Origin of the sequence: Paenibacillus sp. 481, assembly GCF_021223605.1 — a bacterium.
Taxonomy (GTDB): Bacteria; Bacillota; Bacilli; order Paenibacillales; family Paenibacillaceae; genus Paenibacillus_B.
The window spans coordinates 4,254,874-4,277,167 of sequence record NZ_CP075175.1 but is presented as its reverse complement, the minus strand read 5'-3'; the positions used below and the strand labels follow the sequence as shown (position 1 = coordinate 4,277,167).

General features: G+C 46.5%; 15 protein-coding genes and 1 pseudogene. 6 read left to right on the top strand and 10 right to left on the bottom strand.

The window, feature by feature from the left end:
- Nucleotides 1-83 precede the first annotated feature (83 nt).
- The gene (locus KIK04_RS18875; protein ID WP_232275133.1) at nucleotides 84-1,436 is read right to left on the bottom strand and encodes a hemolysin family protein; all 1,353 of its coding nucleotides are present in this window, start codon (nucleotides 1,434-1,436) and stop codon (nucleotides 84-86) included.
- Between the two features lie 250 nt (nucleotides 1,437-1,686).
- Between KIK04_RS18875 and KIK04_RS18870 the strand changes: the two genes are divergently transcribed.
- The 5 genes from KIK04_RS18870 (at nucleotide 1,687) to ureC (ending at nucleotide 8,111) form a co-directional block, all read left to right on the top strand.
- Nucleotides 1,687-2,490 (top strand): DUF1836 domain-containing protein, encoded by an 804-nt coding sequence (locus tag KIK04_RS18870; RefSeq protein WP_232275132.1) that lies wholly within the window; start codon nucleotides 1,687-1,689, stop codon nucleotides 2,488-2,490.
- A gap of 47 nt (nucleotides 2,491-2,537) precedes the next feature.
- Nucleotides 2,538-3,932 carry a PucR family transcriptional regulator gene (locus KIK04_RS18865; RefSeq protein WP_232275131.1) on the top strand — a complete coding sequence of 465 codons (1,395 nt, stop codon included), beginning with the start codon at nucleotides 2,538-2,540 and terminating at the stop codon, nucleotides 3,930-3,932.
- A gap of 109 nt (nucleotides 3,933-4,041) precedes the next feature.
- Nucleotides 4,042-5,175 (top strand): alanine dehydrogenase, encoded by a 1,134-nt coding sequence (gene ald, locus KIK04_RS18860; RefSeq protein ID WP_232275130.1) that lies wholly within the window; start codon nucleotides 4,042-4,044, stop codon nucleotides 5,173-5,175.
- A 603-nt stretch (nucleotides 5,176-5,778) separates the two neighbouring features.
- Nucleotides 5,779-6,396, top strand: a complete 618-nt coding sequence (ureA, locus tag KIK04_RS18855; protein WP_232275129.1) for an urease subunit gamma — start codon at nucleotides 5,779-5,781, stop codon at nucleotides 6,394-6,396.
- Nucleotides 6,397-6,398: 2 nt separating this feature from the next.
- A complete protein-coding gene (gene ureC / locus KIK04_RS18850; RefSeq protein WP_232275128.1) occupies nucleotides 6,399-8,111 on the top strand; it encodes an urease subunit alpha in 1,713 nt (570 codons plus the stop codon).
- Between the two features lie 131 nt (nucleotides 8,112-8,242).
- Here ureC and KIK04_RS18845 read toward each other — a convergent pair whose 3' ends face one another.
- The 3 genes from KIK04_RS18845 to KIK04_RS18835 all read right to left on the bottom strand — a co-directional run bounded on the left by KIK04_RS18845 (nucleotide 8,243) and on the right by KIK04_RS18835 (nucleotide 10,450).
- Nucleotides 8,243-8,740 carry an SRPBCC family protein gene (locus KIK04_RS18845; RefSeq protein WP_232275127.1) on the bottom strand — a complete coding sequence of 166 codons (498 nt, stop codon included), beginning with the start codon at nucleotides 8,738-8,740 and terminating at the stop codon, nucleotides 8,243-8,245.
- Between the two features lie 239 nt (nucleotides 8,741-8,979).
- Entirely contained in the window at nucleotides 8,980-9,447 is a 468-nt protein-coding gene (locus KIK04_RS18840; protein WP_232275126.1) for a GNAT family N-acetyltransferase, read from the bottom strand.
- A gap of 19 nt (nucleotides 9,448-9,466) precedes the next feature.
- Nucleotides 9,467-10,450 carry a S66 family peptidase gene (locus KIK04_RS18835; RefSeq protein ID WP_232275125.1) on the bottom strand — a complete coding sequence of 328 codons (984 nt, stop codon included), beginning with the start codon at nucleotides 10,448-10,450 and terminating at the stop codon, nucleotides 9,467-9,469.
- A gap of 70 nt (nucleotides 10,451-10,520) precedes the next feature.
- Here KIK04_RS18835 and KIK04_RS18830 point away from each other — a divergent pair, with 70 nt between their 5' ends.
- Entirely contained in the window at nucleotides 10,521-10,799 is a 279-nt protein-coding gene (locus tag KIK04_RS18830; protein WP_232275124.1) for a hypothetical protein, read from the top strand.
- A 142-nt stretch (nucleotides 10,800-10,941) separates the two neighbouring features.
- Here KIK04_RS18830 and KIK04_RS18825 read toward each other — a convergent pair whose 3' ends face one another.
- The 6 genes and pseudogenes from KIK04_RS18825 to KIK04_RS18800 form a co-directional block, all read right to left on the bottom strand.
- Entirely contained in the window at nucleotides 10,942-11,553 is a 612-nt protein-coding gene (locus KIK04_RS18825; protein ID WP_232275123.1) for a LysE family translocator, read from the bottom strand.
- A gap of 298 nt (nucleotides 11,554-11,851) precedes the next feature.
- A complete protein-coding gene (locus KIK04_RS18820) occupies nucleotides 11,852-16,726 on the bottom strand; it encodes a DUF11 domain-containing protein (RefSeq protein WP_232275122.1) in 4,875 nt (1,624 codons plus the stop codon).
- A gap of 147 nt (nucleotides 16,727-16,873) precedes the next feature.
- Nucleotides 16,874-17,848: a DUF6005 family protein gene (locus KIK04_RS18815; protein WP_232278814.1), complete on the bottom strand. Its 975-nt coding sequence runs from the start codon at nucleotides 17,846-17,848 to the stop codon at nucleotides 16,874-16,876.
- A gap of 66 nt (nucleotides 17,849-17,914) precedes the next feature.
- Nucleotides 17,915-18,163: pseudogene (gene asbD / locus KIK04_RS18810) on the bottom strand (petrobactin biosynthesis protein AsbD); the annotation flags it as partial.
- Nucleotides 18,164-18,219: 56 nt separating this feature from the next.
- A complete protein-coding gene (locus KIK04_RS18805) occupies nucleotides 18,220-20,067 on the bottom strand; it encodes an IucA/IucC family protein (protein ID WP_232275121.1) in 1,848 nt (615 codons plus the stop codon).
- A 48-nt stretch (nucleotides 20,068-20,115) separates the two neighbouring features.
- Nucleotides 20,116-22,002: an IucA/IucC family protein gene (locus KIK04_RS18800; RefSeq protein ID WP_232275120.1), complete on the bottom strand. Its 1,887-nt coding sequence runs from the start codon at nucleotides 22,000-22,002 to the stop codon at nucleotides 20,116-20,118.
- Nucleotides 22,003-22,294: the final 292 nt, after the last annotated feature.

The following is a 22,294-nucleotide window of genomic DNA, read 5'->3' as shown; positions in this document are numbered from 1 at the left end:
ACGCACTTAGGATACACGTGCAACTAAGCACAACTGAACCCCAGTCATTAGACTGAGGTTCAAGCTTTATGTCTATTATGAACTTATTTTGCTGAAGCTTCAACTGCTGCTAATCCTTCACTTGCTCCAGTTGCTTCAACCACTTCTGGCTTTTTAATTTCAATTTTACGAATCCGGTGTTTCTCTTTTTCCACAATCGTAAATTGAATGTTTTCAACTGTATAAGCGCTCCCCTTTTTGCTGTCAGGGTATTGACCGTATAACCAGCCGCCAATCGTATCCAAATCTTCGCTCTCAATGTGCGTTCCGAAAATATCATTAATTTCAGCCAACAACACTTTGCCATCTACCAAATAATGCTGATCCGCAATGCGTTCCATTTCTGGGCGCTCATCACTATCGAATTCATCGCGGATTTCACCGACGATTTCTTCCAAGATGTCCTCGATCGAAATCATACCGGACGTGCCACCGTACTCATCCACCAAAATCGCGATATGAGCACGTTCTTTTTGCATCTTTTTCAACAACGTCTTAATCGGCATTGCTTCGGAAACCGTCAATACAGGATGCATAATTTCAGCAAGTTTCACTTCGCGCAAATCGTTGAACTTCAAGAACAAATGCTTCGTATTCACCATACCGATAACGTTGTCTTTGCTTTCTTGAATAACAGGAAAACGAGTATATTGTTCCGCTTTGATGATGGCGATATTCTCATCGACCGACTTGTTCGCGTGCAAGCAGACCATATCGGTACGCGGTACCATAATTTCCTTCGCTAACAGCTCATCAAAGGCGAAGATGCGGCTTACATAACCGTATTCCGTATTGTTAATCTTCCCACTCTCATAACTCTCACTAAGAATAATTTGCAACTCTTCTTCGGAGTGAGCATCTTCATGCTCTTTTGCCGGCTTCATGCCGAACAAACGAAGGAGGCGGTTAGCCGAACCGTTCAACAACCAGATGAACGGGTACATCATTTTATAGAAAAAGATGATTGGCTTGGCAAACAACAAGCTAACCTTCTCTGATTTCTGAATCGCTACCGTCTTCGGTGCTAATTCACCAACGACGACGTGTAAAAATGTCATGGATACCATTGCTATTACATAGGACATAATGCCAGCATATTGTATAGGCAGTCCCCATTTATCAAATACCGGATGAAGCAGCGCCTCTACCGTCGGCTCTCCGAGCGAGCCCAATCCCAAAGCTGTAATTGTAATACCTAATTGACACGCAGACAGATACCCATCCAAATTACTTGTAACCTCTTTGACCGCAAGTGCATTGCTGCGTCCTTCTAATACTAACTGGTCTACACGGCTCGCACGGATCTTAATAATTGCAAATTCTGTTGCTACGAAAAATCCCGTAAGTAAGATTAAAATCGCTACCAGTGTTAAATTAAGTAAGGGGTAGGTGTCCATTCTTACATCCTCAACTCCTAAAGTGTTTAATAAATTTCAGGTTCATATGAACTTATTATAAAAATGTTTGGCCTAATTTACAAAGTCTGAATCCGACCATTCTGATTCAAATTACACCTTTTTTGACCAAACGTATCGGTGAATGCACCTTTCTATAACCATTAATAACTTTGACTTTCGATTAGTAGTGATTTTATGATAAACTAAGCCGAAACTCCTATGAATCAAGGAAATCAAGGAGAGAAAATGTATGGAAACGTTCGTACTTACCCGTAAAAAAATGTCCCGCTTGCTTCTTTCGCTATATCAGTCGAACGGAGAAGAACGCGATTATGCTCACACAGACTCATTTCGCTCCATATTAGAGCAGGTTTGGACACAGCTTCAGCTTCGCCGCAAAGAGCGTGGAGACGTGATTACGCCATTGAGTGAATGTAAGCTGCCACCTATTTTGGCAAAACTGTTAAATGACCATTCCAACAAAGAAGGCTTGTCTTTAAATGAAATCGTAGCGCTCGGCAATCAGGTCGAGTACACGAACTTTTCGTTGACTTCCATTCAGAATTGGGTCAAGCGTGACATCAAACCGATTGTCGGCCCACCACATATCGGTAAAAAATATTCGCTGCAACAGGCAGCGCTCATCTTAATTGTCGAAGACTTGCGCGCTACACTTAGTCTGGAAGCAATCAGACAGTTGTTAGAGCAGCTGTTTCAACCTGCAACGGCAAATCAGCAATTGCTGATTAATCCGCTTGACTTTTATGCGGCCTACTCTTCGCTATACGAAGAGCTGGACCAAAATAACGACCAAGTGCTGGACGTATACGGACATGATCCACTCCGGTTGCATCACGATGAATTACTTGAAAAAGTGATCAGCCAGAAGACGGAAGAACATCTCCAGCAGCTTGCGATCGTGATGGATGACGCTACACGTTTAGTCGTTCGCAATGCACTCGTCATTGCGATTACATCCGTGCAAACGACATATTTTCAGCATCTGGCCAAAATGTACTGGAAAGCGATCGTTCCTCATCCATCAGCTGATTAAGGTGACGGTATGAGACTGTTTTGATTTTTGTCAGGGGAGCATAATGCATGAACGTGAACGCGGAGTTTAATCCGTTTGACCAAGATTTTGACCATTTAGAGGCTATCGCTGACATGATAAGCGAAATGCTGCAATGTCCGGTAACGATCGAAGATGCGAGCCATAAGCTGCTCGCATACAGCACTCATCACCCGCAGACCGATCCCGCTAGGATTGCCACCATTATTGGTAGAAGAGTGCCTGAGCAAGTCATTAGCGCCCTCTGGCGGGATGGCATTATACAGCAGCTGATGTCCAACAATGAGCCCATTCGGATTGAGCAAATTCCTGAAGTCGGGCTTGGTAACCGATTAGCGGTAGCCATTCGCAATCAGCACGACATATTAGGCTATATTTGGGCGTTGGAAGATCAGAACGAGCAGCCTACGGACGACCGCGCACTGCTTTATTTAAAGCAGGCGGCGTACGCTGCGAAGACGAAGCTGCTTCAGCTACAATCGCAAAGGCGCAAGCAAGAGCAGCATAGCAGCGATTATTTTTGGCAGCTGCTGACGAACCATCTTGCTGGCGAGCCCATTATTCGCGAGAAAGCGATTCAACTCGGTGTTCATTTGCCTCAGCGTTACCAAATTGTCGTGCTTGAATTTGAACACGATATTAACGATAAACTGTACCGCCAAGTGCATTACACACTTAAGACGGCCGAACAACTTCGCGTTGCGCTGCATGTGACGCAAAATAATCGGCTCATTTTGCTGTGCAGCCCAACCCTGTCTGGCGCACCGCAGTCTAGAGCGACAGGCACAGGCGTTGGAGCGGCTCGTACTGGCGCTAATGGTGCCGGTGCTAGTGTTGGGAGTGCTGGGGGGGCTGCATCGCCTTCTGGACGTGGACAGGATGCGCTCGCGTTGAATGAGCAGTCAGCATCCTACAAAGACTCGATTGCGCTGCTCATTCGCCAAATGAAGCACCGCTTCAACGCCGCCCCCTTGCAGCGGGGAGCAAGCACGATGTGCGACAATTACGCAATGGTTGCGCAGCGCTATCGCGAAGCGTTGGCCGTGCTGCAAATGAAGCAGCATTTTCCCGCAGCGCTGGAAGACGTGTTCGATTATCCGGAGCTAGGATTGTACCGCTATCTGCCTGCGATTGCGGACATGAATCAGCAGCAACCGCAGGAACATCCGAGCATAATGAAGCTGCGCGCTTACGATACGGAACATCAAAGCGATTTGCTACATACATTAGAAATATTTCTATCTCACGATAGCCATGTGAAAAAAGCCGCGGAAGCGCTGCACATTCATACGAATACACTAACGTACCGCTTAAAGCGCATCTCTGAAATTGGTGCAGTTGATTTAAGCAGCATGGATCAAAAAGTGTCCATTTATTTAGAACTTAAAGCGCATCTCATTGCGAAAGGCTCCCCCCCTTTGTGAAATTTCACAAGGGCGGAGTCTTTTTTTCATGGAACTGGACAAAGCCGAACAGCCACTTCCTATTTATACTACTAATGAAGAAAGTTAAGTGCGCTGAGGGGGATTCGTAATGATTATCGGAGTACCAGCAGAAATTAAAAATAATGAAAACCGCGTCGCGATTACGCCTGCGGGCGTCGTTTCTTTTGTGAAGGCGGGCCATCAAGTTATAATTGAACATAACGCTGGCGTAGGCAGCGGATTTACGAACGACGATTATGTGAAAGCGGGCGCTTCCATTATCGAGCAAGTAGCTGATGTATGGGCGCAAGCGGATATGATTATAAAAGTAAAAGAACCTATTGCAGCCGAATACGGTTATTTCCGTGAAGGCCTCATTTTGTTCACTTACTTGCATTTGGCAGCAGAGCCAGAATTGGCACGTGCCTTGACTGAAAATGGCGTAACCGCAATTGCTTATGAGACGGTTGAAGTGAACCGTACCTTGCCATTGTTAACGCCAATGAGCGAAGTTGCTGGCCGTATGGCGTCGCAAATCGGAGCGCAGTTCTTGGAGAAACCGCATGGCGGCAAAGGTATTTTGCTCGGCGGTGTACCTGGGGTGAAGCGTGGCAAAGTTACCGTTATCGGCGGTGGCGTTGTTGGTACGAATGCAGCTAAGATTGCCATGGGCCTCGGTGCTGATGTGACGATTATTGATATGAGTCCTGACCGCATGCGTCAGTTGGACGATATTTTTGGCAGCCAAGTGAATACGCTCATGTCGAACCCGCTCAATATCGCTGAAGCGGTTGCGGATTCTGATCTCGTTATCGGTGCGGTATTGATCCCTGGTGCGAAAGCACCTAAGCTTGTGACGGAAGATATGATTAAATCGATGCAGCCAGGCTCTGTCGTGGTTGACGTCGCAATCGACCAAGGTGGTATTATTGAGACGGTTGACCGGATTACGACGCACGACAACCCGACCTATGTGAAGCATGGTGTTGTTCACTATGCTGTAGCCAATATGCCAGGTGCTGTGCCGCGCACGTCTACAATTGCGCTCACGAATGCAACGATTCCTTATGCGTTGCAAATTGCGAACAAAGGCTTGCAAAACGCGCTGCGCGACAATGCAGCCCTCCTTCGCGGGGTAAACGTTGCTGGCGGCTCGGTGACGTACGAAGCGGTCGCTCGCGACCTAGGCTATACGTACGTGCCTGTTGAAGAGGCGCTTAAGAAGGTAGCTGTTGTATTGTAGTCGTCAAGAAGCTGGCTGGAACTAGGAGCTACCATATAGGAGCTACCAGCTCTACAAGTTAGCAATTAGAAGTCAGCCGGTCACTAGCTAGAAGCTAAGCCACTTGGCTGACGTAATACATCTTCATCGATTGTTCGAGCACCACCCTTGTTGAGGGGTGGTGCTTTTTTGCATGATGACAAGGTCACTATTGAATTTTAATTTGCTGGAAATAAGCAACCCACCACCCTACTCCAACCTTCTATTATGTTAGATTAATTAACATAAATACGAGAATAATTTTAATTAATACCTCTTATAAATACAAAAAAAGCATAAATAAGTAAGTGTAATCAACCAAATTCAATTTATATGTCATATTTCATAACTTATTATTGACACAATGAGGTCGCACATGTTAATTTTTGTGTAATCATTCTTTACATTACTTCATCTCAGCTTCATCAGTCGTTCATCAGTGCTTCATGATTTCGTTTGCGTTCATCATTTCATGTCTTCACCGAGCCTTACCCGATCCGATACACCCGAACATACATCAATTCAAGCCCTAACCGCACACCCAAATGAACTCATCTGCACCGTAGATGAAAGGAGACTATTCATATGCATTTAACATTACAAGAACGCGAGAAATTGCTGCTCTACGTTGCGTCTGAATTGGCACAAAAAAGATTGGCGCGTGGTGTAAAGCTCAATTACCCCGAGGCGGTGGCCCTTATTTCCGGTTACATTATGGAAGGCGCTCGCGACGGGAAATCCGTAGCTGAATTGATGGAGTCGGCTCGTTATTTGCTAACGGTCGATGATGTGATGGACGGCATTCCCGCGCTGCTGCAAGAAGTTCAAGTGGAAGCCACGTTTACAGATGGCACGAAGCTTGTCACCGTACATAGTCCGATTCAGGGCGCAGGCGGCTTTACTCCTGGGGAATACATATTCGCCGAAGAACCGATTGCGCTCGTACCTGATCGACCTCGTATCACACGTAAAGTAGTGAACACAGGCAATCGACCGATCCAAGTAGGCTCACACTATCATTTTTATGAAACGAATGTCTCGTTACAGTTTGAGCGGGCAGGAACCGAAGGATTCCGCTTGGATATTCCGTCAGGTTCGTCCGTACGGTTTGACCCGATGGAAACGAAAGAGATTACGCTTGTGCAAATCGGAGGCAGCAAACTTATATACGGCTTTGCCGGACGAACGAACGGGAGCGTGTAAACATGTATATCATCGATCGAGCAACTTACGCGAGCATGTACGGCCCAACAACCGGAGATCGGGTTCGCTTGGCAGATACTTCGCTTTGGATTGAAGTGGAGCACGACTACACGGTATATGGAGACGAGTGTGTATTTGGCGGCGGTAAAGTCGTGCGTGACGGCATGGGACAGCACCCATTGGCTACTCGCGCTGAAGATGTGCTGGATTTAGTCATTACGAACGCGCTTATCATCGATACGTGGGGCATTGTAAAAGCTGACATTGGCATTAAAAATGGACTTATTAGCGGTATCGGCAAAGCAGGCAATCCATTTGTGATGGACGGCGTAACGCCTGGGATGGTCATCGGTGTAGGAACAGAAGTCATTGCAGGGGAAAATTTAATCGTGACCGCAGGTACGGTAGATAGCCACGTCCATTATATTTGCCCACAGCAAATTGAAGTGGCACTCCAAAGCGGAACGACCACGCTCATCGGAGGAGGCACAGGGCCTGCCACAGGCACGCTAGCCACAAACTGTACGTCTGGCGTGTTAAATTTGCAGACGATGCTACAAGCGACCGATTCACTCCCGATTAACCTCGCCTTCCTCGGCAGAGGCAATAGCTCGAACCCTGCAGCGTTAGCTGAGCAAGTCGTCGCCGGTGCAGCCGGCCTGAAGATTCACGAAGACTGGGGCAGCACCCCTTTCGTCATCGATACATGCCTGAACGTTGCCGAGCAATACGACGTTCAAGTGAACATCCACACCGATACACTTAACGAATCTGGCTATGTGGAAGATAGCATAGCGGCGTTCAAAGGCCGTACCATTCACACCTACCACACCGAGGGAGCTGGCGGCGGGCACGCGCCTGATCTACTACGTGTTGCAGGGATGAGCAACATTTTGCCATCATCTACGACACCAACGATGCCATATACTCGCAACACGGTTGATGAGCACCTAGATATGCTCATGATGTGCCATCATCTCGACCCGAACATTACCGAGGACGTCGCTTTTGCCGCTTCACGGATACGGGCGATGACTATCGGTGCGGAAGATATTTTGCACGATATGGGCGTTATCAGCATGATGAGTTCAGACTCGCAAGCGATGGGCCGCATTGGTGAAGTCGCCATTCGCACATGGCAAGCTGCTGACAAGATGAAACAGCAACGCGGCCATCTACGCCCGGATTGTCGTGCAGACAATTTCCGTGTTAAGCGCTACATCGCCAAATATACGATTAACCCAGCCATTACGCACGGCATTTCCGAATATGTCGGCTCGATCGAGGTTGGTAAAATGGCCGATCTCGTGCTATGGAAGCCCGCCATGTTCGGCGTCAAGCCAGAAATGGTATTAAAGAGCGGCATCATCGTGCACGCCGTGATGGGCGATCCTAACGCTTCTATCTCCACGCCACAGCCGCTCATGTACCGCCCGATGTTCGGCAGCTATGGCGGCGCGATTGCTAAACTAAGCGCCACGTTTGTCTCTCAGGCTGCGCTTGAGCAAGATAGTTTATCTGCGCTAGGTTTGGGCAAACAGTTAAAACCTGTGCGCGGTTGTCGCACAGTGACGAAGCAAAGCCTCATTTTGAATGGGGAAACGCCATTTATTGAAGTGAATCCGAACAGCTACACGGTTAGCGTGGATGGCGAGCAAATAAGCTGTGAGCCTGTAGACGAGTTGCCGTTAGCACAGCGTTATTTTTTAATTTAGTTCTGTTAAAAATATGGCTTGATTAACGAACACCCCCTTTACTTAAGCAGGCCTCTTTTTCTGCTAATACTTCATTTGCACACTTAGAAATACACAAAAACACGAGCGCAAGGAATCGCTCGTGTTTTCATTTAAACGGGGTAATTAATTTTACCTGTTTCAACTAATTGCTTTAGCCCTTCAAACATATAACCCCAACCTTGTTCGGTTTGACTATTATAGTCAACAAGCGCTTTTTCAACGTCTCCCTCCGTCCAACCTGCTTCGTGAGGAACGACAATGACTTGTGTGAACGTCATTTCAGAGCCCTTATCTAACGGTTTAATTTCGACTACAATTCTGTCCTCCAAATCGTTGAATTGAGGCATTTTAAAGGTGAATATGAGCTTACTTGGCGGGTCAATTTCGACGTACTCACCAATTGCCCTGTAATCTTTACCTTCACGATGGTCAACAATTTCCCAACGGCCACCGACATGGGGCTTATTTGTTGCCACTTTGTTCGTTGGTTCCATGGTGAATAACCATTTTCTCATCTTGTCTGGATTTAACCAAGCGTCAAATACTTTGTCCGCACTGACATCAAAACGACGAGTCATCGTAAGTGTAGTTGTTGATGTGTTAGCCATATTAACTTCCTTTACTAAATAATCTAGCTGAAATGGTGTGCTTATTAGAGCAAGGAAGAAAAGGCACTTCTCTTCAAGCTGGAGCCTTGCCTGACTGAACACACCTTATTATGTTGAACAGATTTATGTAATGTATAACTGCCGATCTTTATTTTACGCTCGTATCTTGTTAGTTAAACAAATAAGACATTTCTCGTAAGTGTCCATCATTTCAAATTCCGCACCGCTTGAAACTATAATCAAATGACATCCAACTGCTTTTCGTAACAAATGCTGTCTTCACAGCCTTCGTACTCGCCGTAACACGGAATCAGACCGAATCCAAACTTCTCGTATAGACCGACCGCATCATCTTGGTTTTTTCCGGTTTCAAGTCGAATACACGTATACCCACCCTCAGCCGTAAGTTGCTCAAGGAAGGACAATATTCGCGAAGCTACACCTTTACGGCGATACGCTGGCGCCACATAAAATCGTTTGATTTCGACCACCTTATCCCCAAGCGGGCGAATCGCGCCGCAGCCAGCTGGCACATCACCATCGTAGGCGACGACGAATGTCATTTCCTTTACCTTGGGGTCATCAAAGTCTACGCCAAATATCTTTTCCGTTGGATAGCGCTCCATCAATTCTTGATCGAGCTTGGCGATTAAAGCACGCAGCTCTAAATGGCTTGGTGAAACGATTGTCGGTTGAATGTTCATCATGTTGTCTCCTTGTAAGTTGCTATTTAACATTATCACGAATCGCGAGACGGATTTCCCTACCATTCGCTTCTATCGAAGCTCGTCCCCCAATCGGAAAAGTAAACTGCGGTGACGTATGACCAAAATCGAGATCCGCAATAACCAGAATTCCGGCAAGCTCCTGCTTCGATGTAACAATCTCGATTAACAGCTCCCTCGTCATTTGCGATGCCTTCTGAAAACGACCGATCACAATTCCTTGCACACCAGCAAATCCCGGCTGATGAATTATCGATTGTAAATCCCGATCGAAGTTGAGTGGCGACACTTCGTAATCGTCTTCAAGGAACAGGATCGCATTCGTCAAATCAGGCATATACGCCGTTCCATGCAGCAAGTTGAATGTACATTGATTGCCTCCGACAATGACCCCTTCCGCTTTGCCCTCCTGAATGACGAAAGGCCCCTCATTTTGCATGAATTGGCGGTCTTCTTGATTCAAGTACCAGCTGTCGTCGCTCCATTCCGCTGCAGACACTACCGTCACTTCATCTTCCTCGAACATCATTTTTCGAAAATAGTCTATCGTATAAGCCAAACCATGCAGCATCCCGAACGTAGAAAAATGCGGGCCGGAATACGTTATCAATCCCGTATTCGCGTAAATGGCATTGCTCAAGGCAGTAATGTCCGAATATCCGCACAAGCGCTTCGGGTTGGCCCTGATTATTGAATAATCGAGGTGGCGCAGCAACTGGTTGCAATTGAAGCCCCCGATTGTGGTTAAAATTCCTTTTACGTTCGGATCTAAAAACGCTTCATGCAAATCAGTAATTCGTGATACAATTGAAGAAGATAAAAAAATGTCCGTCTCCTCAACGTGACGGCCGAACGACACACGCAAACCTAAATCCTCCAAGCGCTGCTTGGACAATTCCCGTTGTTCAGCTGCAATGATGGACATCGTTCTAGACGGTGAGATGATGCGAATTTCATCACCCTGTCTCCATTTTTCTGCTCTCATCGTTCACACCCCCGACCTTCCGGTACAAATAGTCATTTGACATTGGCGCACAAAACCAATATCATGTAACATGCGAAAATATAAAGAAGCACAGGTGATACAGATGATCTTCAAACCACAAGTTGTAGAAGCAAAAATGCACGAACGTAATGATGCTACGAACCTTTACCATGTTGTTGCGAGATTGCAAGACAACACGCACTGCCGGATCATTTACAACAATGGCACAAAGAGCATTTCTCGACTTCTGAAAAATCCATGTCCGATTTGTCGTAAAGATACGCACTGCAAGTGCTTGGATCGTTTTGTCGAGGAAATCGCAAGCCAAGTAGACTTCGCACAATTGTAATATCGTCCTGCTTCTAAGCGGACAGTGATAAGAAAATCGCCCTTCCCTGCCAGAATGGCAAGGCTAAGGCGATTTTTTTTGTGTTCACTTGGGCGTTCACTGATGCGTTCACTAGTACGTTCATTCGTGTCCAAATAAAGAGTTAAATAAAAGAATCTACGAATATATATCCGCCAAAACAAATTAAGACGCTGCCTGAGATTCGGTTCAACCAGACTAAAAAGTTATCATTCATAAATTTGCGGAACCACCCGATTCCTAAACTTAGCAGTAACCACCAGAAGACAGAACCGATAAATACACCCAAGACCAATACATATCCCGAAAAAGTACTTCCTCCTTGAGAAAGTCCTAACGCCGCAAACAACCCTAAAAATAAGATGATCGTAATCGGATTAGAAAGCGTAAGTAAAAAGGTAGAAATAAAAGCTTTAAGCAGTCCACTCTTTGAGCTGGGAGCGGGTTTGCCTTCTGGCTTAGATTTCATACACTTAATACCTAAGACGCATAGAAAAATGCCTCCAATAAGCTTGATCCACGACTGCTGGTCCAACATAAACTGCGTAATAAACGTTAAACCAAATGCGGCGATGCAGCCAAATATAACATCCGCCATAGCAGCACCAAGGCCAGATACTAAACCGTATAGTCTACCTTGACTAAGTGTGCGGCGAATACATAATACCCCGATAGGCCCTACAGGTGCAGCGATTAGAAACCCCAGCATCGTTCCTTTCAGTAACGTCATGAACATGATTATTCCTCGCGTTCTACTACCACTATGATAGGTTTTAGAAAAAATTGTGCTGCTTCGGCGAGGACGTCATGTACACGAACCTCTTAACAAATTTTATCAAATTATTGAAGGAAGAAAAAGGGGGGGAACTACTTTTATCCAAAAATAAGCCCAGCTCGCCCTTTTCTTAATCAAGAACGACCATATAACACCATCAATCCATACTTCCATAACACCGAAAAACTTCTGTCGCAGATCAACAACAGAAGTTTTCCAGCGCTCGTTGCATATTTGATTTTATTTCATTCCCATTTCATCATTCTTCCATTTCTTCAATTAAAATAACAACCTGATTAGAAAATACCCGTAACGTCGTGAGCGTTCCTTGCGCGTTTCTAAACGAAAACAGTACAGACGCTTGATTAACAGCCTGAATAGGCGGGTTTGGACTGATTTGTATTTTGACTTTAAACCGAATGTCCGCTTCCTCTCCCGGCTTTAAATTGTGAATCGGAACGCCTGCACGTAAATTTTGACTAGCACTCGGTTTACCATTTATCGTGACACTTCCTACTACAAGCTCTGTGCCTGCTGGAATCTCATCAAACACCTTGATGTTCGTGAGCTCGAATACGGACGTATTTTTCAGCCGTATCGTAAATGTAACGATTTCTCCTGTAATCGCGGATAATCGATCCGCTGATTTAATGACTTGGAGCGGTGAAGCTAGAACTTGAATCGAAGCAGAAGCACTAACCGGTGCCAGCTCATTGGAAGTCAACGTAATCGTATTAACGATCGTCGAGCCAGGCACAGCATTAGCAGGAATAACGAATGGCAGGCGTGCTTGCCTAGTCGTTCCAACGGGAACCCGAACGTTAAACAAATTAATGTTAAGCAACGGATCAACCGCTCGAACATTCGTTAACGGCACGTTCCCTGCGTTTAAAAAGTTAAGCACAAATTGGACTTGTTCACCTTGAAAAGCTGTGTTTTTGGACGCCGTTTTCGTTAAAATGACGGCAGGCGCTGCCGATACGGTCACAGTTGCACTCGCTCGCTGCGTGACAGAATCGTCCGAGGTCAGCACCGCTTCATTGCGAATAACAGTCCCCGCCAGCGTATTTTTCGGAACGGTGAACGATGCATTGAACGAAATGGATTGACCAGGATCCAATCTCGTTACCCGCTCCATCAATTTAATGACCGGATCGAACAGAAAAATATTTGTGAGCGGCACACTCGACGTGTTATTAATGACAATTACATAATGAATCGTCTCTCCCGGAGCAGCCGTCGCCCGATCAGCATTTTTCGTGAAGGTAACAATCGGATCAGGTACGATCGGCAGTACGTTGGTCGCTTCCTCATCCGGCAGTTCCCCAGTCTCGACCACAACGGTATTCGTTAACGACGATCCTACAAAAGAGCGCGGAATCTCAAACGGCACGTTAAGGTTTATACTTAACCCCAAATCAAGTAAATTAATGATCGTATCGATACCGAGCAGCGGGTCGATAATGCGCACATTCGTCAACGCTACATTGCCTGGGTTGAAGAGTGTAATATTGTATCTGATCGTTTCACCAGGTACAGCGGATGGCACAGACGTGTCTTTTGTCAATAGAAGTACTGGCAGTTGCAGCACCGTTACCGTGGCCGATCCTGATACCGTATCGGTCTCATTAGCCGTGGCTAAAGCCGTATTGGTAAACGATTCAGGAAGTCGATTGAGCGGAATTGTAAAAGGGACGGTTAACGTTTGGGATGCTCCCGGAGCCAAGGTTGGGATCGTCTGTATAAAGCTAAGTGCAACGTCAGCCACAACGATATTGTTCAAAGTAGTACCTGATGTATTGCTTACCACTATCGTGTACACTACATTGCCACCCGGCGGGGCTGACGTCGGGCTGACTGACTTCGCCACAACTAAGCCAACGATCGGCGATACGATGACCCTTGCTTGGGCTGTAACCTGCGCCGTTTGATCGGAAACCGCTGTAGCCGTATTAATAAATACGGTCTCCGCAGGTGTTGCCACAGGCACGCTAAACGTTAGTATTATCGTCTGCACGCCCCCAATACCTAGCGTTGGGAACGTTTGATCAAGGCCTAAAAATAGATCTTGGACACGCACATTCGTAAGCGGCACATTGCCACCATTTTTCACATTGATCGTGTACGTAATGGTACTACCCGGTGCGGCACTAGTAATGTCTGCCTCCTTCGTAATCGTAAGCAGTGGTGCGGCCAGTATGGCCACAGATGCAGCCGCTTCTTGCAGCACAGCACGATCTGCTACCGCTTGTGACACATTGTCCACAGTCGTTCCCGCTGGTGTCTCAGCTGGAATGGTAAACGTTTGTGTAAACGAAATAGCGGCCCCAGCTAACAGCTGTGTCACCGTTTGATCCAAATCAAGACGGGCGTCCGTTACATTGAGATTGGTCAACGTCATATTGCCCGTATTCGTTACCGTAATCGTATAGGTGACAACTTCACCTGGAAGCGCACTCGTTACATTCGCTGTCTTAACAATTTCAAGTTCAAACGTGGATTGAATCGGAACAACATTTGTCGACTGCGCTGGGACCGTCTGGTCTGATGTCGCCGTCACAGTATTCGTAATATTTGTTCCATCTGGTGTATCTAGCGGTACAACGAAGGTTCCATTTAACACGATCGTTTCCGCTGGAAAAATGAGTGAGATCGTCTGATCGATCCCGAGCAGCGGATCAGTGACACGAACGTTCGTAATGTTAATAAACCCTGTATTCGATACAAAAATGGTGTACGTAATCGTTGAACCCGGAGCTGCGGTAGTCTGATCGGCCTCTTTTATCACTTCAAGAATTTGCAATGTTGGCTGTAGCACAGTTACCGATGCTTCATCCGATACGGGCCCGATTTGATCAGAAGTTGCGGTCACGGTATTCGTTATTACAGTACCCGGCGCTGTACCGAATGAGGGAGTAATTGAACCTGTAAAATTAAACGATTCTCCAGGAACAAGCTCATTAATGGTTTGATCAATGCCAAGTAGCGGATCTTGAACGCGAATATTTGTCAAAATATTATTACCGGCATTGCCAACCTCAATCTCAAACATGACCTCTTGGCCTGCCTCCACGGTTGGTTGATTCGCCGTCTTACGAATAAACAAATTAGGTTGCGCCGTAATGGTGACCGTCTCCGAGGCGGATACAGGCCCTGTTTCATTCGCTACCACGGTTACCGTATTCGTAAACGTGCCTGATGCATTCAGCGGTACGGTAAATTCGCCGAAAACGAATTGACTTGCGCCTTGCAAGAGCTGAGGAATAACCGTATCCACACCAATTTGTGCATCGGTGACGCGCACGTTAGTCAAGGTGCTGTTCCCTGCATTGACCACCTCAATCGTATAGGTAACTGTCTCTCCCACAGCTACAACCGTACGGTCGGCAAGCTTCGTTACGACTAACGCTGGTGCAGCAATAACGGTAGTCTGAGCAGTAGCTTGCGCTGCTATCTCATTGGAAACTGCCGACGCTGTGTTCGTGAATACAGTCCCAGCAGGAGTGTCTGGCGGAACTGGAAATGAAATCTGAAAGTTTAGCGTTTCACCCGCTGGGAGCACCGATACGAATTCATCAATGCCAAGCAACGTATCTGTAACAACCACATCCGTTACAGGCACACCCCCGTTATTAATGACCGAAATGGTGTACAACACATCATTTCCAGGTGCAACTTCAGTAGGATTTGCGGTCTTAATCACATTCAAGGAGAGGAGGTTCACAACGACTTCACCGGACTCGGCTACGCCGTCCAATACCGGCCCTCCAGGTACGGTCTGAAACTGAAACGTCGTCGAAGCTTGATCGATAAACTGTGGAGGAACAGTCCCTGTACCTACCCGAAGCTGGAATGTCACCCTCCTGCTCATGCCAAGCGGCAGCGTTCCGAGATTTATCCCACTCACAGGACTGGCCCCTGGCTGCTGAACCGTATCAATCGTTACACTACCGTCAACAAATGTCGTTCCTGTCGGAATCGTATCCCGTAAAATAACATTGTCGGCACTAGCCGCCCCACTATTCGTAACCACCACCGTATAGGTGATTGTATCTCCGCGCTGAACAACCGTCCTGTCGCTGCTCTTTACAACTGATATGATCGGCTGGTTGACGTCAATTTGGATCCCGACACCGTTCGGTAAAATAACATCAGAAGTCGTCGTAATCCGCAGCACGCCTGAAGTTTGGGAGTTCCTAAGACCTGCTGAACCGTCCACGTTCGTAATATCATAGCCAAGCCTTGAACCCGTGTTATAAAATCCCGGATTACCAGCGGTAGCATTGCGAGTGCCAAACGTTCCCGAAGTATCCAGATTACCGCTGTCGTTATTAATTTGCGCTTGAAAGAAATTGTTCGCCAAGTTGTTAGGCCCAGACAATGTGGACAATATGGTTGTGTTCGGGCCAAATTGAACGATGTCCCCTCCTGCAAATGGGTCACCGTCATGCGCGGACAACAGTATGCGCCCCGTTACCGGACCAGCAGCCGGTGACGAGAATCCCGAGATCGCGATATCGACACGCGGAACCGTAATTCCTACAAGGTCTTGACCAACAAAGATGGATTTATTGCGGAAAGGTTGCGCAGCATTTTGATAAGATACGGCCAACGTCCATCCCGAGTGTGATGATTGATTATCATCAGGGGTGATTACGGCAGGAACACTGCCTGTAACATACGTACCTGCGCCAGCCGCCTGCACCAAGGCCGTCACATTGGCAGTCTGCGTATACCAACGTGTTATTCCGTTAGCGCCAACGTTGTCAAAAAACTGTTCACGCGTAATCGTGAACGTACCTAACGGCGTCGTAAATTGAATCGGGTTGGCAATTAGCGGTGTCACATTACCCGTTGGGTTCGCATAGTTCGCAGACCAGATCAGCTCTGCATATTCAACCGTACTGCCTGGCGGCAGCTGAAGAATCGCGGCCGAATTGTCCACTGTAAAATCCAGAGTCGTGCCTGGAAACCAGCCTGGAGCGACCAGACTCGTGTTTGTCGTAATAAAAGCTCCTGACGCGTCCAATGTACCAGGTAACAGCTGATTCGCTATTTTCGATAGAGACAAAGCATTCCCGGTAAACGTGAGTGACCCCGCGCTTGTTGTCGTAAATCGTTGGACAAATGGCAAATGAATCTCACCTCTCAGTAACAGCAGTAATGCTACATTTATATTACGAATACAGCTGCACTAGAAGTCATAAAATAACCGTTGCCCATCGTGGAATAAACAAAAAAGAAAGAGGCGCATCAAACGCCGCCTCTCTCTTTCTTCACCTTATGTAGCACTTTCTAATTTGCCATATTGTCGAGCCAACAGCCCGAATTGACGTTCAATCTCCTGCTTGACTTCCAATTCAATCGTATCCATTTTTTCCAATTGACTTACCATTTGTGGCAGCAGCGATATATCGCCTGTGATCGACATTTTAATCGCTGTGTATTGAACTTTGCGGAAACCTTGAATGACCTCTTCCACCTGATCGGCCCAATATCCAAAGTGCTCCGCTTTCGACAATTGCAACGTATCGCCAAAATACATAAGCGCATACTCGTAACTATATTTGCGAATAACGAGTACGAATAAATTTTTCACAGCCGCTGTCAACATCGAAAGCGTATATCCGTTCTGTTCGGCTGCCATGTCGATGAGCAGTTGCTTCAGACGAGACGTAAGCTCATTATGCTGCTTCGGGAAGCTACTATGGTAGTAAGATTCCACCACCTCAAAATCAGGCGTACGAATTTGATCCGCATCGACGTAGAAGCCTCCGCCTAACGGATTCTCCCTAATCGCTTCGATAACTTGCTCTCTCGATACCGTCCCCTCCCAACGGAAATCAGGGTCCAGCATAAACCATTCGTCTTCCCGCTCCGTTTTGTAAATCATTAAGTAATGCGGGAACGGCTTTTGATTGAATTTGTTCTCACGCTCTGGCATCAGTGACATATCAATTTGCACGATAATGTGTCGATGCTCTGGACGATGTTCGAGCAAATCGAGAAAAGTTTGCACATTGCTCTCTTTATCCAATTCCGGATCGTACCATTTGTACACTTTTGGACCAAACAGCCGCTCGAACCACTCTAAATACGTATCATACGATTCGCCATTCGTATAATATTGAATGATCCCTTGTTCAGTGATGGCAAACGGAGCATCCCATACCCCGAAATAAAACGGTCTATAATCAACATCGCTATAGCGCTTCACAATCTCACAGAAACAGCTGATCAGGCAATGTACTTTAATTCGTTGATCCTTCCAGCCAAAAGGCTCGTCTTCCGCTGCTATATGATGCTCATAAGGAGCGATTGCGGGTTCTAATTGCTCCATAAAATCCAGCAAAGAGCCTACCGATACAAACACCTCTGGATTCAACTCATCCTCAGGCACGCGCAATTTCAACTCTTCTTCCAAATAAACGAGCAGTTGCAGTAGCATGACCGAATCCATATGCAAATCCTGATTCAGCTTCAAATCCTCTTCCAGCCAAGGGACATTTGGCAACTTTAATTTGTTCGTCATAATATCCCATAACTGACCTTTAAATTCATCGCGATCCATACCGTAACAGCTCCTAATTGTCCATGATGAAGTTGGAATAAAATTTATATTAACTCTTATAAGGCGCTCGTCGCTTTCCTTTCCATCAGCCTTCTGGCTTCGTACAATGGATTAAGAACTTCGTGAATAAACTCCTGATCTGGATATAAACGTTGCTTCGTTAACTGCTCAGCGCCAGTAGTCGGCTCAAACAAATCGAACTGCTCAAAACGACTTGCCAACGCCGGGTAACGATTGCGATGACTGTCCAGCACGTCTACAACTAGCGTCCAGAACTCCGTCTCGGTACAATGATGGCGTTCAGCAAGGACGAGTGCTAACTCGCCCAAATTAATGTTGAGCAGCGCATCAACGGTCAAGCTTTTGACCGAATCGATATGGGCAGGTTCGAAAAATTCGTTCAAGGGCGCAGTCGCAAAAATCGGGTCGATTTCCACCAGGTTGGGACATGCGTCCGGGTCGTTTACGTACGGCTTATACCATTCCATACTTTCGTGAAAATCTTTCAACGCCACACGGCTTGGTAACCCATTGCGGTGCACAAGCACCATGTTCTGTCCGTGCGACTCATGCGCAATACCATGAGCAACTAGTAGATGGACGATCGGAAGCACACATGTGTCTAACAAACTGCGCAACCAATGTTCCACGCCGTGTTTTTTTAGCCATGGCTCAATAAATAATGTGCCGTCCAACTCCGCAGAGCATAGCCCATTAAACGGTACCGCCTCTTCATCTGGCTCTAAATAACGATGTATACTTTCGCGCCAAATGCATCCTAGTGAACCAAATGTAACCGTATTAACTATAGGAGAAAGTGCAGGCGGGTTATAGCTAATTCCTGCATACTCCTTCAACAAAATTATCCGCGCTTCGTCCGTTAAATAGCGATCCCCGTCAATCAGCGTCTTGAGCCACTTCGAAATCGGCGCAGCGGTGGCAACGAAATGCGGTAGCAAATTGCGGGCGCTGGACGTGTTAAGAATTTGCATAGGTAGCTTGATATATGACTTGCGCTTATGTGACTCGTTCGCTAACGTGCGAATCGATTGCTGCGGCAAGTAGGTGTCCTCCGACTCCCCTAGCACGATGATGTGCTGCTCCCGCAAATCCTGTACATAATGCATAGCCGTATGTTCACGCCATTGCCACGGATGCACAGGCAAATATATGTAATGCAAGGGATCACGCCCATGACTGCGTACCACGTCATGGAACTGCTCTACTAGCGACTCGCCTAACTCTTCGGCCAGTATGCGATCCAAGCTCCAATCTTCATCGATGGCTAGCCGTGTATGCTCTCTAGCGACCGCTAACCATAACAAGCGAAGCGACCGCTTATATTCAGGACCATAGGTCATATGGTCAACATAATCGAAGCCAATTCGCGATTTGTAACTCGGATGATAAAAGTGGCCATCCGTGATGCTACCTTCCAACTCATCATACGTTTTGCCTTGCATCGTATCCACATTTTTAACACGCTCATATTGGACCAACGTATCTTTCAGCAAGGTTTGCTCCAATTCTTGAATAAAGGAGCGCAGCTTTACCTCGGAAGGGCCGATATGTCCCAATACTTCAAGCACGAATTGGGCAAGCGAAGTCGCTTCCTGCACACTACCATTGGCTGCTACACGCATCACGATTGGGCTGGATAGGCGCATCCGCCCGAAAGTTAATGTTATGCGGCCATAACATTGATACGCGACGCGCTGTTGTTCACGATCATAGCCTTGCAAGGTAAATAACGTAACGTCGCCCCGCTGTTCTACCTCGGGTTCAACGATTTTTTCTGAAACAATCGACTCTACAAGCTGGCGAAACACCCTTCTTCGGACTTGCACATATTGCTCGGATTGAACCGCTTCAACGACGATGCTGCTCTGCAACGTATTTTCCATCTGTTCTCTTCTCCGCTTCCTTGAAGTTAGCTAGCTGAACGAAAGCTGCTACACGATTGTTTGGGCGAACGCCGCCTTAGCCTCAGCGCTATTCTCCGCGCTATTACTAGCTCCAGCAGGGCCAACACCAGTCTCGTTCTGTAATCCTATTACTAGCGCTAGTGGGTTATCAATATTTACATAAACCGACTGTAAATCCAGCGAATCAACGAGCTCATCCATATCGTAGAAGCGCGTTAACAAATTCGCCTTACAAGGAAGCTGCTTTTGCGTCAGTAGATTGTGCAAGAAACGGGACGGTTCCCGATTCATTGGTACAAACTGTTCTAATGCAGAGCGCAGCTCATGCAGTAGCACTTCCTCCTGAATAAGTCCAGCCGAACCAAAGCCATTTATAAGTCCATACATATGATTGAAAATGAGATAATAAGTAAAACGCTCATCAACGATGGCGTCATCGTACAGCATCTGGCTATTTTCACCTACACCTGGTAATAGTTGATCCAGCTTTTCTTTCATGGAAGTGCAATAATAGTACCCTTGATTATCGCGGAAGTAGAAGTGGTTCGGGTAGCCAGCTTCTAGCTGGACGACACTGTTTTGTTGATGTGCTTCTAACGCGATCCCATATGTTAAGTACATCCATACCATTGGCTTTAACGAAATGTGGAGATAGCGGCGGAACCAGTCCACACTTACTTGCTGCACACTGCGCCCCTCTTCCTCCGCAAGCCGATGAATAATCGTAGACAGTCGCGTACGGTGCCCTGGAATAGAGTCCTGAACAAGACCCGCTACTAACGTTGCATTTCGCGCCTTTTCACCCTGAAACGGATTTTCGCGCAGCACGACTTCAAAGCCCGACTCCTCTTGCCCTACCATCTTCAGTGTGATGAATGCGGGATCATTAATCATTTCAAAAGCTGGAAATTGATTGGATACTTCCCCAACCCCGTTATCGAGCAGTCGCTTTATTTCTAACCCTAGTTCGAGTTCATTGAATTTGTTGACACGTAGTGAATTCGTCACTTTCACATGTAGTGAAAATTTGAACATAAACTGCGATTCAGGATGGTATACCGTCCGCAGCGACGACGTTGCCATAAATCGTTTACCTTGCGCACCTAAATATTGAATAAGTCCACTATCCAACCATTGTTGCACATTTGGATCAGCGAGCAACCGCTGCACTTCGAGTGGGTGAACCGGAATTAGTGAATATGAATCCGCTTGACAATACTGTGCGACAAATGTCGGATCGACCTCTGAGTCTGCACGTAACTCTGCTTTCACAATTTCGGTTGCTGAATCAGCGAGTGCCGAATCTTCTTCTACAATCGAGCGGTGCGCCCGAAAATAGTGTAGTGCGAATTGGCCTTTTAACTCGGGGGAATATATATGTTTCACTTGCTCAGGTATGCCTTGACGACTCTTCGGTGTCGGATGATTGAGGTGACCGAAGAGCAGGGATTGTTCTGCTTGAATAAAATCGGCGTCAAAACCGTACAACGATTCGGTATCATCACTACGTCCTTCAACGAAGCCGTCGATATTATGATAGCTTTCAATGATACGCAGCATGAGTTCATCAGGAATAGTACCTACGTCGTTCGTAATAGCAAGTTCCTTCATAAGGAACGCCGTTAAAGTAATAACGTCAGCATGCACCCAGCCGCCTGTTGGACCGCTCACATAGCAGATGGGGAATTCGAATAGATGACGTCCTGTAGCAGACTTATACTTAACTGCCGCACACAACGTAATACCTTGCAGCGGCAAATGAATATTCACATAGGAGCCGATTCTGCTCTGTACAGGGAACCGCTTGTCCAATTTGGCGGGAGAAATCCACTCCCCTTGTCCCGTTTCCCGCAAATAACAGTTTAGAAAGCTTTGCTGCGACATATGAGCAGAAAGCTGTGTTGTATCTAACATGTTCGGATGATCTCCTCTACTTATTCTTCTACTTGCTGTATCAACGACAACAGAAATGGTCAGCTGCACTCCTACTCTCTACGAGATTCATCAAGAAACACATTGCAATGAACTTCATCCCTTCACACAAAAAAATGAAAATTATTGAAAATTGGAGATGAAACAATTGTAAGTGATAACTATTCTCATTTCAATAGTAATTTTGATTCTCATTATCAATAAAATACAAATCTCCGAAATCAGCTGTAACGATGCGTAAATGGAGAAGCCGTTATAAGTAACACCCCAAGGT